Source organism: Luteimonas huabeiensis HB2 (assembly GCF_000559025.1).
In the GTDB taxonomy this organism is placed as follows: domain Bacteria; phylum Pseudomonadota; class Gammaproteobacteria; order Xanthomonadales; family Xanthomonadaceae; genus Luteimonas; species Luteimonas huabeiensis.
The window spans coordinates 42,451-54,839 of the sequence record NZ_JAAN01000024.1 but is presented as its reverse complement, the minus strand read 5'-3'; the positions used below and the strand labels follow the sequence as shown (position 1 = coordinate 54,839).

Genomic DNA, 12,389 nt, shown 5'->3' with positions numbered 1-12,389 from the left:
CGACGGCACCGCGGCCGCGCCTGCGCGCGCGGCCGCAGGGGCGGTCGCGCGGCGTGGAGAGCGAGGGATGAGCCAGGAACTCGAGCAGCGGGTGGTGGAACTGGAGACGCGGGTCGCGTTCCAGGAACACGCCCTCAACGAACTGAGCGACGCGCTGGCGCAGGTGCGCCTGCAGGCCGCGCAGAACGCGGAACTGCTGCGCCATAGCCTGGAAGAGCTCAAGCAGGCGCGCGGCGCGTTCTACGCCGATCCGGCGGAGGAGCCGCCGCCGCCCCATTACTGAACGACCGACGATGACCGACTCCCTGCGCGACCAGTTGCTGAACCTGGGCTTCAAGGCCTCGCGCCCCGAGCGCAAGCCGTCGCCGCGGCCGCAACGCGCCGGCGGCGACGCGCGCCCGCCGCGCAAGGACGCCGCGCCGCCCGGCAAGGGGCGCAAGCCGCGCCCGCGCGAGGACATCGACCTGGCCAAGGCCTACGCGATCCGCGCGCAGAAGGAAAAGGACGAGCGGATCGAGGCCGAGCGCCGCAAGCAGGAGGAGGCGCGGCAGCGCCGCGAGGCGCGGGCGCGCCTGGCCGCGCTGGTCAAGGGCAAGACCCTGAACCGCGACGATGCCGATATCGCCCGGCATTTCGAGTACGGCGGCAAGATCAAGCGCGTGTACGTGACCGCGGAGCAACTGCGCGCGCTCAACGCGGGCGAACTGGGGGTGCTGCAGATCGACGGCCGCTACCTGCTGGTGACCGCCGCGCTGCTGGCCGAGGCCGAGCAGGTGTTCGCGCCGGCGGTGGCGCTCAAGGTGGATCCGCAGGCGCCCGCCGACGACGATCCCTACGCCGACCCGAAGTACCGGGTGCCCGACGACCTGGTGTGGTGAGCGCGCGCGCCGTGCGGCCGCGCGCCATGAGCCCGCGCGGCTGCGGCCGGCGGCGCGCCGCTACAATGCGCCGATGCCCCTGATCGTCCTCAACGCCGTCGACGTGGGCGTCGGCGGCCCGCCGCTGCTCGAACGCGCCGAGCTGGCCATCGAAGCCGGCGAGCGCATCGCCCTGATCGGCCGCAACGGCGCCGGCAAGTCCACCCTGTTGCGGGTGCTGGCCGGCGAACTGGACCCCGACGACGGCGCGATCCGGCGCCAGGACGGGCTGCGCGTCTCGCGGCTGGAGCAGGAGGTGCCGGCGGGCGCGGCCGGCAGCGTGTTCGACGTGGTCGCCGATGGCCTCGGCGCGCAGGGCGCGTTGCTGGCCGAATACCACCGCCTCGCCCATGCCTCGCCGGTCGACACCGACGCGCTGGCCGCGGTGCAGGCGCGGATCGAACGCGAGGGCGCGTGGGAGACCGAGCGCCGGGTCGGCGAGACGCTGGAACGGCTGGGCCTGGACGGCGAGGCCGCGTTCGCCGCGCTGTCGGGCGGGCTGAAGCGGCGCGTGCTGCTGGCGCGCGCGCTGGTGTCGGCGCCGGACCTGCTGCTGCTCGACGAGCCCACCAACCACCTGGACATCGCCGCCATCGACTGGCTGGAGGGCTTCCTGCGCGAATGGCGCGGCGCGCTGGTGTTCGTCACCCACGACCGCCGCTTCCTGCGCGCGCTGGCGACCCGCATCGTCGAGATCGACCGCGGCCAGGTGACCTCCTGGCCCGGCGACTGGGAGAACTACCTGCGCCGGCGCGAGGAGCGCCTGAACGCGCAGGCGCAGGAACAGGCCCGCTTCGACAAGCTGCTGGCGCAGGAGGAAGCCTGGATCCGGCAGGGCATCAAGGCCCGGCGCACCCGCGACGAGGGCCGCGTGCGACGCCTGAAGGCGATGCGCAGCGAGCGCGCGGCGCGGCGCGAGCAGACCGGCAACGTGCGCATGCAGGCGGCGCAGTCGGGCGCTTCCGGGCGCAAGGTGATCGAGGCGCGCGACGTCTCGTTCGCGTTCGCCGACGGCCGCCCGCTGGTGCGCGATTTCTCCACCACCGTGATGCGCGGCGACCGCATCGGCCTGGTCGGCCCCAACGGCAGCGGCAAGACCACGCTGCTGCGCCTGCTCCTGGGCGAACTGGCGCCGCAGGCCGGCACGGTGCGCCTGGGCACCCAGCTCGAAGTCGCCTATTTCGACCAGTACCGCGCCACCCTGCGCGAGGATTGGAACGCGCTGGAGAACGTGGCCGAGGGACGCGAGTTCGTCGAGATCGGCGGCGCGCGCAAGCACGCGATCGGCTACCTGCAGGACTTCCTGTTCACCCCCGAGCGCGCGCGGGCGCCGATCGCCCGCCTGTCGGGCGGCGAGCGCAACCGGCTGCTGCTGGCCAAGCTGTTCGCGCAGCCGTCAAACCTGCTGGTGATGGACGAGCCGACCAACGACCTCGACGTGGAGACGCTGGAACTGCTGGAGGAACTGCTGGGCGACTACGCCGGCACCCTGCTGCTGGTCAGCCACGACCGCGATTTCCTCGACAACGTGGTGACCTCGACCCTGGTGATGGAAGGCGACGGCCGGGTGGGGGAGTACGTCGGCGGCTATTCGGACTGGCTGCGGCAGCGGCCCGAGCCCGCCGCGGCGCCGCCGCGCGCGGCGCGCGCGACGTCGGCGGCGGAACCCGTGCCCGCGCCCGCGACGCAGCGGCGCAAGCTCAGCTACAAGGACGCGCGCGAACTGGAGGCGCTGCCCGCGCGCATCGAGGCGCTGGAGGCCGCGATCGCGGCCTCGACCGAGGCCATGCACGCGCCCGGCTTCTTCCAGCAAGGCGCCGAGGCGATCGCCCGCCACAACGCCGAGCTGGCCGCGGCCCAGGCCGAGCTGGACGCGGCCTACCGGCGCTGGGAGGCGCTGGAGGGCTGAGCGCGCGCCGGCGCACCTCGTCTCGACGCGCGACTTCCTAGAATCCGCGCTTTCCGCCTGCCGGGGTTGCGCATGATCGTCGTCCACCATCTGGAGAAATCGCGCGCCCACCGCATCGTCTGGCTGCTGGAGGAACTGGGCCTCGACTACGACGTGGTGCGCTACCGCCGCGATCCCGACACCCTGCTCGCGCCGCCGGAGCTGCGCGCCGTGCATCCGCTGGGGCGCTCGCCGGTGGTGGTGGACGGCGGCGACACGCTGGCCGAGTCCGGCGCGATCGTGGAGACGCTGCTGGAGCGCTACGACCCGCAATCGCGCCTGGCGCCGGCGGTGGGCACCCCGGAACGCGTGCGCTGGCACTACTGGATGCACTTCGCCGAGGGCAGCGCGATGCCGCCGCTGCTCATCTCGCTGATCCTCAAGCGCGTGCGCGAGGCGCGCATGCCGTTCTTCGCCCGGCCGGTCGCGCGCACGATCGCCGACCGCGTCACCGCCAGCCTGGTGGCGCCGCAGCTGCGCGCCAACGGCCAGTACATGGACCAGGCGCTGGCGGCCGATCCGTGGTTCGCCGGTGCCTCCTTCAGCGCCGCCGACGTACAGATGAGCTTCGCGGTCCAGGCGCTGGCCGCGCGCGGCGGCATCGACGACTGGCCGCACCTGCAGGACTGGCTGCGGCGCGCGCAGGCGCGCGAGGCGTGGCGGCGCACGCTGGCCCGGGTCGGCCCGCTGGAACTGGCCGGCTGAGGGGGCGTGCGCTGCCGGGCGCGGTCGGCGTCAGCGCTTGACGCAGTTGCGCTGCGGTTCGCCGGCCAGGGTCAGCTGCGCCTCGTCGCCGCTGTCCCAGAACTCGTTGCCGGCGTCGTCGGCGTAGCGCGCGCCGGAACCCGAGATCTGGTGCTGCAGGGTCAGCGTGCCGCCGGGGTGGTTCAGCGTGTAGGTGTCGGCCACCGGATCGTAGGCGACGCTGACGGTGACGTCGGCGCACGTCCAGGTGGAGGTGGCCCCGGCGGCGGGCTGCTCGCCGGCGGCCGCGTCCGGCGTCGTGCTCGCGGCCGGCGCCGGCAGCGCGTCGTCCACCGGCGGCGTGGCGGCCGGGTCGGGGCCGGAACGGTCGCCGCAGGCGGACAGGGCCAGCACCAGCGCGGCCAGCGGCAGCAGGCGCAAGGAAGTCGTCTTCATCGTCGTGCTCCTATGGGGGTTACGGAATGTCGGCCGCGCGGCGCTCAGGGCGTGCGCAGCATGCGGAACGGGGCCGTGCCCGCGCGTCCGGCCTCGACCGGCACCGGCGCGGCGGTGGCGAACATGCGCTCACCCTCGGGCGTGCGCAGCGAGGCATGCACGCCCAGGCGGCGGCCGGGCGGCACTCGGCCCGGGTCGTAGCGCAGGGCGAAAGCGTAGGGCGGGCCGGGCAGGGACGGGAACTCGCTGCGCGCATAGGCCTGGCCGCCGTCGAGGTCGACCAGTTCGACCGTCAGCACCGACCCGGCCGGCATCATCAGCTTCTCGTAGAACGTCGCGCTGCCCTCGACCACGGCCCCGGAAGGCGCCGGCTCCGGTGCGGCGGGGACGCCGTGGCAGCCGGTCAGCGCCATCGCGGCCAGGCAGGCCGCCATCCAACCTGCGCCCATCGCGCGCTCCTTCCGGGATGATCCGGCCCCGAGCCTAGCGCTGAGGGCATGAGCCGGGGGTCAACGCCCGCCATCGCCGCCGGATGCCGGCCCCAGCTCGAACTCGGCACGCACGCCGAAATGATCGGACGGCCAGGTGCCGTCGGCGCCGGGCCGGTCCAGGACCCGCTGCGCGGCGACGGCGCGCAGGCCCGCGCCGCGCGCGAACACGTGGTCGATGCGGCGGCCGCGCTCGAAGTAGTGCGGGTTGAGCGTGGTCCGGGCCGCGGCGGCGGGATCGATGGCGGCCAGCACGTCCACGTAGCCGGCCTCGCGCAGGGCGGCGAGCTCCGGTGCGCCGGCCTCGGCGTTGAAGTCGCCGACGATCGCGCTCGGGCCGTCGCCGGCCTGGGCGCGCACGTGCGCGAGCACGTCCTGCAACTGGCGCGCGCGGATCGCGCCGCCCTCGTCGGTCCAGTGCAGGTGGGTGGCGAACACGTCCAGCGCGCGGCCGCCGGCCTGCACGCGCAGGTGGGCCACGGTGCGGCCGTCGTCCAGCGGCGCCAGCCGGCGCTGGCTGCGCGCCAGCACCGGCAGCCGGGTCAGCAGCGCGTTGCCGTAGCGGCGCGCCTGGCCCTCGGGATCGGCGGAGACGAAGAACACGCTGTAGCCCAGCGCCTGCCCGATGTCCTCGGCCTGGTTGCGCAGGGCGTCGTGCTGCAGCACCTCCTGCAGCGCGACGACGTCCGCGTCCAGCGCGCGCAGGCCCTCGATCACCAGCGGCCGACGGCGTTCCCAGCGGTCGCGGTCGTGGTACAGGTTGAGCGTGACCAGCGACACGCGCGCGGCTTCCGCCTGCTGCGCGCTCGGCGCCGCGCGGGGCGCGGGCGCGCAGGCGGCGAGCGCCGCGGCCGCCAGCGCGAGCACGGCCGGCAGGATGCGGTTCAAGGCGCGGACTCCAGGCGGAAGACCGGGTAGAGCCCATAGCGCTCGTCCCAGGCCGGATGGCGGCGATAGAAGAAGTCCAGGCGCGCGCGCGGATCGGCGGCGAAGTCCGCGTCCTCGCGCAGGCGGCGCTGGAATTCGGCCGCCAGCGCGGCATCGGCGGCCAGCATCTCGCGCGCCACGTCCTCGGCGACGTAGGCCTCCATGTATTCCTTGCGCTCGAAATGGTTGTTGAAGCGGCCCCAGGCGGCGAACGAGTCCGGCGCCTGCGGCTCGAGCAGGGCCACGACCAGCCGTGCGGCCGGCTGCGCGATCGGCACGAACAGCGCGCCCGCCGGCACGTCGCGCGGCTCGTCGCGCCATTCGCCTTCGAGCGTCAGGCGCTGGTGGCCCTCGACGGTCGCGGCGGCCAGCGCCGCGCTGGCGGCGCGGAAGGTCCGCACCGGCGCGGCCGGCAGCGCGCGCTCCAGGCGGCGGTAGGCGATGCCGTGCAGGTCCAGTCGCTCGGCCACCCAGGCGGCGTGCGCGGGCGGCACCAGATAGCCGCCGCGCGGGGCGACCGCGGTACGCGCGGGCACGATCGTGTCGCGCAGCGGGACGCGCCAGACCTGCGGCGTGGTCTCGTCGTAGCGGGTCATCGTCGCCCCGGACACCTCGGACGGCGTGCGGGTGTAGGCGTAGCCGCGGAACTCGATGGTGCGCGCGGCGTCGGTCGCGCGGTAGTCCAGCGGCACCTCGGTGCCGCCGAGGGCGGCGGCGCGGCGGTCGGCCTCGCGGGCGATGCGCTGCCATTCGCGGCCGTGGCGGGCGATGCGCTCCAGCACCGAGACGATGGTGTTGCGGGTAATCCGCACCCGCACCGGGTACGCCTTCCAGGAGTGGGTCTCGACCAGCATGACCAGGCGGTTGCGCAGCGGGAAATAGCCGGTGGAGAAGCGCGGCGGCGCGACGCCGTCCTCGAAGCCGGAGGCCGGGTCGTCCTCGACCACGAACGAGGGGTAGAACGGCAGCGGCAGCGAGCCCTGCGCGGCGAGGTCGGCGAGGGTGCCGTCGCGCCACGCGCGCCCGGCCTCGCGCAGCGCCGCGTCGCCGGCGTGCAGCGGTTCGACCTGGATCGAGATGTCGTGCTCGAACTGCGCGCCGTTGGTGGCGTGCAGGTCCACGACCGCCAGCGGGTCCCAGGCTTCGACCAGGCGCAGCATCGCCTGCATTTCCGGCGCGTCGGCCTTGGCGTAGTCGCGGTTGAGGTTGTGGTTCTGCGCGGTGGTGCGCCAGCCCATCTCGCGCGGGCCGCGCTGGTTGGGGCGGTTCCAGGCGCCGAAGCGCTCGTGGCCGTCGACGCTGAACACCGGCACGAACACCCACACCAGCGCGTCCAGGGCGCCGGGCGCGGCCTCGCCCGCGAGCACCTGCCGCAGCGCCAGGAAGCCGGCGTCCTTGCCGTCGATCTCGCCGGCGTGGATCCCGCCCTGGATCAGCACCACCGGCAGCCCGCGCGCGCGCGCCGCCTCCGGGGTTAGCGCGCCGCTGCGCGAGACCGCCAGCGCCTTCATCGGCCGGCCCTCGGGCGAGACGCCGAAATCGAAGCAGCGCACCGCCTCGGGCTCGGCGCGCTGGAAGGCCTCGCACAGCGCGATGGTCTCGTCGTAGCGGCCGGTCTCGACGAAGCCGCTGCGCTCGGCCACGGTAGTCAGGTCGGCGGCGGACAGGAGGGCGGGGCACAGCGCCAGCAGGGCGAACAGCGGCAGGCGAAACGGCATCGGCGGGCATCCGGACGGGCAGCCGGCATGGTAACCGAGGGGCGCCCCCCGATCCGGCGGGCGACACGGCCGCCGGATCGGCTACGCTTGCGCGTCTTTCCGCCGCGAACCGTGCCGATGTCCCAGCCCAGTCCCGCACTCCCGAACCCGTCCGGCCGCATGCCCCGGCAGATCGGCTACATCATCGGCAACGAGGCCTGCGAGCGCTTCAGCTTCTACGGCATGCGCAACATCCTGGTGCCGTTCCTGATCAGCTCGGTGCTGCTGGCCTATCTGCCCGAGGGCGATCGCGACGGCGCCGCCAAGGACGTCTTCCACACCTTCGTCATCGGCGTGTACTTCTTCCCGCTGCTGGGCGGCTGGCTCTCCGACCGCTTCTTCGGCAAGTACCACACCATCCTGTGGTTCTCGCTGATCTACTGCGCCGGCCACGCCTGCCTGGCGCTGTTCGAGAACAACGCCACCGGCTTCTACACCGGCCTGTTCCTGATCGCGCTCGGTTCGGGCGGCATCAAGCCGCTGGTGGTGTCCTTCTGCGGCGACCAGTTCGACCAGAGCAACAAGGACAAGGCCAAGGTCGTCTTCGACGCGTTCTACTGGATCATCAACTTCGGTTCCTTCTTCGCCTCGCTGCTGGCGCCGCTGTTCCTGCGCCACTACGGGCCGGCGGTCGCATTCGGCATTCCCGGCGTGCTGATGTTCATCGCCACCTTCGTGTTCTGGCTGGGCCGCAGGCACTACGTCAACGTGCCGCCGGCCCGGCGCGATCCGCATGCGTTCTTCGAGGTGGTCAAGACCGCGCTGCGCGCCGAGCGGGCGGGCGCCGGCCGGCCCGGCCTGCTGGTCGCGTTGTTCGGCATCGCGGTGGCCGTGCTGCTGCTCGCGCTGTGGGCGTTGTCCGTGCTGGGGATCGTCCCGGCCGCCTGGGCGGAATCCTTCAACTTCGTGATCTCGGCCTGCCTGGCGCTGGGCGCGATCATCGTCGCCGGCGGCGTCGGCGCCTCGATGCAGCTCGAGCGCGCGCGCGGCCTGCACCCGGACGCGGCGGTCGACGGCGTGCGCGCGGTGCTGCGCGTGCTGATCGTGTTCGCGCTGGTCACGCCGTTCTGGTCGCTGTTCGACCAGAAGGCCTCGACCTGGATCATCCAGGGCCGCGAGATGGTGATCCCGCACGAGGCCGCCTGGTGGCCGAGCTGGCTGATCCAGGACGCGGCGCAGATGCAGGCGCTGAACCCGCTGCTGGTGATGCTGCTGATCCCGTTCAACAACCTGGTGCTGTACCCGGCGCTGCGCCGTCTCGGTTTCGAGCCCACCGCGCTGCGGCGCATGGGCTGGGGCATCGCGTTCTCGGGCGTGGCCTGGATCGCGGCCGGCGCGATCCAGCTCTGGATCGACGACGGCGAGCAGGTCTCGCTGAGCTGGCAGGCGCTGCCTTACCTGCTGCTGACCTTCGGCGAGGTGCTGGTCTCGGCCACCGCGCTGGAGTTCGCCTACAGCCAGGCGCCGCACGCGATGAAGGGCGTGATCATGGCCTTCTGGTACCTCACCAGCACCTTCGGCAGCCTGTGGGTGCTGCTGACCAACGCCGGCGTGCGCAGCGACGCGGCCACTGCCTGGATCGCCGGCAGCGGGCTGAGCGAGAACGCGTTCCTGATGTTCTTCTTCGCCGGCTTCGCCTTCCTCGCCGCGGCCGCGTTCGCGCTCTACGCGCGGCGCTATCCCATGCAGGACAATTACCGCACCGCCTGACCCCAGCGAGGACACCGCCCGATGATTTCCGGTCCCGTGACCATGATCCTGATCGCGATCACCGTGCTGGTGTCGTGGCAGGCGTTCAACAACCCGCGGCTGCTGGAGCGGCTGATCCTGTGGCCGCCGGCGATCGATCGCCAGCGCCAGTACGACCGCCTGATCGGCCACGGCTTCATCCATGCCGACTGGCAGCACCTGCTGTTCAACATGATCACGCTGTTCTTCTTCGGCGGCCTGATCGAGCGCGCCTTCGAGCCCTACATCGGCAAGCTGGGCTTCGTGCTGTTCTACCTGTCGGCGATCCTGGTGGCGATCCTGCCCACCTACCTGCGCCATCGGCACGACCCGCACTACCGCAGCCTCGGCGCCTCGGGCGCGGTCTCGGCGGTGCTGTTCGCGTTCGTGCTGCTCAGCCCGTGGTCGCTGATCTTCGTGTTCTTCATCCCCATGCCGGCGATCCTCTACGCGGTCGCCTACGTCGGCTACTCGATCTGGATGGATCGCCGCGGCGGCGACAACGTCAACCATAGCGCGCACCTGTGGGGCGCCGGCTACGGCGTCCTCTTCACGGTGATGATGGAGCCCAGGGTGATCGGCAGCTTCCTCGGCCGGCTCGCGAATCCGTCGTTCTGATCGCGCCAGCGCTCACCCGGACTGCATGGGGGCTGTGCTACTCCTCGCGGCCACCCCATCACCGGAGACGAGCCGATGCCGATCACCCGCGCGCGCGCCAGCGCCCTGCTCAACCAGAGGGAGATGGCGCTGTACGACGACAGCCGCGTCAACGTCCTGCGCAAGCTCGACGCCAAGGCGCTGGACAGCCGCATCGTGCGGGCGCGCGAGGCGCGCAACCGCGCGCGTGACCTGGTGCAGCGGCAGAAGCTCGCCTCGCGCGATCGCACCGGCAGCAAGCGCGGCGCCAGCGGCGCGGCCAACCAGCGCAGCAAGGACAAGGCCGAGCTGCTGGCCGACGTGCTGGCGCGGTTCGAGGATCAGCGCAAACAGGTCGGTCGCGCCGTCGCCAGGACGGCGACGGCTTCGGCCGCACGCAAGGCGCCGGCCAAGCGCGGCGCGGCGGCGAAGCCATCCACGACCGGGCGTTCGGGCACCGCGAAGAAAGCGGCTGCGAAGAAGACCGCCGTGAAGAAGACCGCCAGGAAGACGACCGGGAAGACCGCGAAGACGACAGCCGCGAAGACGACGGCCGGGAAGACGGCGGCTGGCGCGACCGCGGCCGGCCGCAAGATCGCGAAGACTGCCGCAAAGGCCGCCGGCGAGGCCAGCCGCGGAAGCAAGCCGGCCGCGAGCGGGCGCAAGCGGGCCGCCGCGGGATCCGCCGGCGGCGCCGCGGTGCCGCGCAAGGGCGCGACACGCCGTGCCCGCATCACGCCAGAGCAGGCGCTGGAGCGCACCCGCGCGCTGCTGGAGGCCAAGCAGGCCCGCGATCGCGAGCCCAAGCCTTGGGAGGCGGTCGCGCACGGCGAGGGCGGCGCGGCGCAGCCGGGCTACCAGTCCGATGCCGCGGCCCGGCGCGCCGAGCAGTTGCACGAGGCGGAGGCGCGACTGCCGGCGATCCACGGCAGCAACAGCACCCGCGACCGGCTCAACCAGGGCCGCCGCGACCATCGGCGCGCGCCGGGAGACGAGTGAGATGCGCATCGAGCACGATCCGCGCCGGGGCCTGTTCGAGACCGTGGTCGAGGGCGTTCGCGCGCATCTGGAATACGGGCGCGAGGACGGGCGCCTGGCGATCCTGCACACGGTCGTGCCCGAGGCCGTCGGCGGCCGCGGCATCGCCGGGGCGCTGACCGAGGCCGCGCTCGACTACGCGCGGGCCGAGGGGCTCAAGGTGGAACCGCGCTGCGCGTACGCCCAGGCCTGGTTCCGCCGCCACCCGGAGGCGGCGGACCTGCTGGCCTGAGCCCGCCGCATCTCGCGCCCCCTATTCACACACGAGCGCAGAAGTAGGGTATTGTGCAACCACTGTTCAAAGCCGGGATCACGGTACATCGTGGCTCCGATGCGGTAGATCGACGCTGTACGGTCCGGTGACCCCGGCCGGGGATCCGCTCCATCGCTTTCGCGTTACCCCTTGCTCGACAGTCTCGGTTCGCACCGCGGGCCGTGTCCAATCCAAAACACTGTTAGTTCCAAGGAGTAACACCAATGTCCGATCGTCAGACCGGCACCGTGAAGTGGTTCAACGACGCCAAGGGCTTCGGCTTCATCACCCCCGAGAGCGGCCAGGACGTCTTCGTCCACTTCCGTTCGATCCAGGGCACCGGCTTCAAGTCGCTGCAGGAAGGCCAGAAGGTTTCCTTCAAGGTCGTCCAGGGCCAGAAGGGCCTGCAGGCGGACGAAGTCCAGCCGCTGTAATTCCTGCCGCAAGGCGGAACGAGAAGCCCGGCCATTCGGCCGGGCTTTTTCGTGGCCACGGCACGGGCCGGCGATGGAGACGGCGGTGCCGCGGCGGCGTCGGGCGTTCGCGCGCGGGCGCCTTGCATGGCATCCTCACACCGCCGCGGCTAGCCTCGCGGCATCACGCATCGATGGGGAACTACCGAACATGAAGCTGTGGCGGCTGCGCCCGATCGCACCGGTGCTGGCACCGGCGTTCGTCCTGGTCCTGGCCCTGGCCGGTTGCCGGCGCGAAGAGGAACCGGCGCCTGTCGCCGGGAATGCGACGACACCGGCCGCGCCTGCGGAAACGCCCGCGGACGGGCCGGCGGCGCCGCCGGCGCTGGAAGATGTCATCGAGCGCACGCCGCGCTACGTGGTGGGCATCAGCTATCCGCCCGAGGCGAAGAAGTATCCGGGCCTGGCGGCCGAGCTGGAGCGCTACGCGCAGGCCGCGCGCGAGGAACTGCTGCAGGCCGCGGCCGCGGCCGGCGAGGGCACCGGCGGCGCCCTGTACGATCTCTCGCTGGAGTTCCGCATGCTGGCCGAGACCCCGCGGCTGGTCGCGGTGGCCGCCGACGGCAGCAGCTACACCGGCGGCGCGCACGGCAACCCGCTGGTCGCGCGCTTCGTCTGGTTGCCGGCGCAGTCGCGGATGCTGCAGGCCCGCGAGCTGATTGCCGACGAGGCCGGCTGGCGCGACGTTTCGGCCTATGTGCGCGAGGCGCTGTACGCGGCGCTGTCGCAGCGGATCGACGCCGAGGAGCTGGAGCCGGTCGAGCGCAGCCAGCTGCTGCGTACCGGCGGCCGGATGATCGACGAGGGATCGGCCCCGGCCGCGGACAAGTTCGAGCTGTTCGAGCCGGTGCTCGGCGCCGGCGGCCGTATCGAGGCGCTGCGGTTCGTGTTCCCGCCCTACCAGGTGGGACCGTACGCCGACGGCACCCAGAGCGTGGAAGTCCCCGCCGAGGTGCTGCTGCCGCACGTGGCCGACGAGTACCGCGACCTGTTCGCCGCCGCGCCGGTCGCCTGAGGCGCACCGGCGCCCGTTCATGGCGTAGACTGGCGCCGGGCCGGGCAAGGGCCGGCCGCTTCCGGGTCG

General features: G+C 72.8%; 14 protein-coding genes. 10 read left to right on the top strand and 4 right to left on the bottom strand.

The window, feature by feature from the left end:
- Positions 1-67: 67 nt before the first annotated feature.
- The 4 genes from Z164_RS0109905 to Z164_RS0109890 all read left to right on the top strand — a co-directional run bounded on the left by Z164_RS0109905 (position 68) and on the right by Z164_RS0109890 (position 3,570).
- On the top strand, positions 68-283 hold the full coding sequence (locus tag Z164_RS0109905) for a SlyX family protein (protein WP_024890544.1): 216 nt from the start codon (positions 68-70) through the stop codon (positions 281-283).
- Between the two features lie 10 nt (positions 284-293).
- Positions 294-878: a DUF2058 domain-containing protein gene (locus tag Z164_RS0109900; protein ID WP_024890543.1), complete on the top strand. Its 585-nt coding sequence runs from the start codon at positions 294-296 to the stop codon at positions 876-878.
- A gap of 73 nt (positions 879-951) precedes the next feature.
- A complete protein-coding gene (locus tag Z164_RS0109895; RefSeq protein ID WP_024890542.1) occupies positions 952-2,826 on the top strand; it encodes an ATP-binding cassette domain-containing protein in 1,875 nt (624 codons plus the stop codon).
- Between the two features lie 72 nt (positions 2,827-2,898).
- Positions 2,899-3,570, top strand: a complete 672-nt coding sequence (locus tag Z164_RS0109890) for a glutathione S-transferase family protein (protein ID WP_024890541.1) — start codon at positions 2,899-2,901, stop codon at positions 3,568-3,570.
- Positions 3,571-3,600: 30 nt separating this feature from the next.
- Here Z164_RS0109890 and Z164_RS20305 read toward each other — a convergent pair whose 3' ends face one another.
- The 4 genes from Z164_RS20305 to Z164_RS0109870 are packed head-to-tail and all read right to left on the bottom strand — an operon-like array spanning position 3,601 to position 7,138.
- Complete coding sequence (locus Z164_RS20305) at positions 3,601-4,005, bottom strand: MliC family protein (protein WP_024890540.1); 405 nt, start codon at positions 4,003-4,005, stop codon at positions 3,601-3,603.
- Between the two features lie 44 nt (positions 4,006-4,049).
- A complete protein-coding gene (locus Z164_RS20300) occupies positions 4,050-4,454 on the bottom strand; it encodes a YbaY family lipoprotein (protein WP_024890539.1) in 405 nt (134 codons plus the stop codon).
- A gap of 60 nt (positions 4,455-4,514) precedes the next feature.
- Positions 4,515-5,381, bottom strand: coding sequence for an endonuclease/exonuclease/phosphatase family protein (locus Z164_RS0109875; RefSeq protein WP_024890538.1), 867 nt, complete (start codon positions 5,379-5,381; stop codon positions 4,515-4,517).
- Positions 5,378-7,138 carry a M14 family metallopeptidase gene (locus tag Z164_RS0109870; protein WP_024890537.1) on the bottom strand — a complete coding sequence of 587 codons (1,761 nt, stop codon included), beginning with the start codon at positions 7,136-7,138 and terminating at the stop codon, positions 5,378-5,380. The genes Z164_RS0109875 and Z164_RS0109870 overlap by 4 nt, the downstream gene beginning before the upstream one ends.
- Positions 7,139-7,255: 117 nt before the next feature.
- Between Z164_RS0109870 and Z164_RS0109865 the strand changes: the two genes are divergently transcribed.
- From Z164_RS0109865 to Z164_RS0109840, 6 genes are all read left to right on the top strand, one after another.
- A complete protein-coding gene (locus Z164_RS0109865; RefSeq protein ID WP_024890536.1) occupies positions 7,256-8,887 on the top strand; it encodes a POT-type proton-dependent oligopeptide transporter in 1,632 nt (543 codons plus the stop codon).
- Positions 8,888-8,908: 21 nt separating this feature from the next.
- Positions 8,909-9,523, top strand: coding sequence for a rhomboid family intramembrane serine protease (locus Z164_RS0109860; RefSeq protein WP_024890535.1), 615 nt, complete (start codon positions 8,909-8,911; stop codon positions 9,521-9,523).
- 75 nt (positions 9,524-9,598) lie between these two features.
- Positions 9,599-10,540 (top strand): hypothetical protein, encoded by a 942-nt coding sequence (locus tag Z164_RS22805; protein WP_024890534.1) that lies wholly within the window; start codon positions 9,599-9,601, stop codon positions 10,538-10,540.
- A 1-nt stretch (position 10,541) separates the two neighbouring features.
- Entirely contained in the window at positions 10,542-10,811 is a 270-nt protein-coding gene (locus tag Z164_RS0109850; protein WP_024890533.1) for a GNAT family N-acetyltransferase, read from the top strand.
- A gap of 245 nt (positions 10,812-11,056) precedes the next feature.
- On the top strand, positions 11,057-11,266 hold the full coding sequence (locus Z164_RS0109845) for a cold-shock protein (RefSeq protein WP_024890532.1): 210 nt from the start codon (positions 11,057-11,059) through the stop codon (positions 11,264-11,266).
- Positions 11,267-11,456: 190 nt separating this feature from the next.
- A complete protein-coding gene (locus Z164_RS0109840) occupies positions 11,457-12,320 on the top strand; it encodes an RsiV family protein (RefSeq protein ID WP_024890531.1) in 864 nt (287 codons plus the stop codon).
- Positions 12,321-12,389 lie beyond the last annotated feature (69 nt).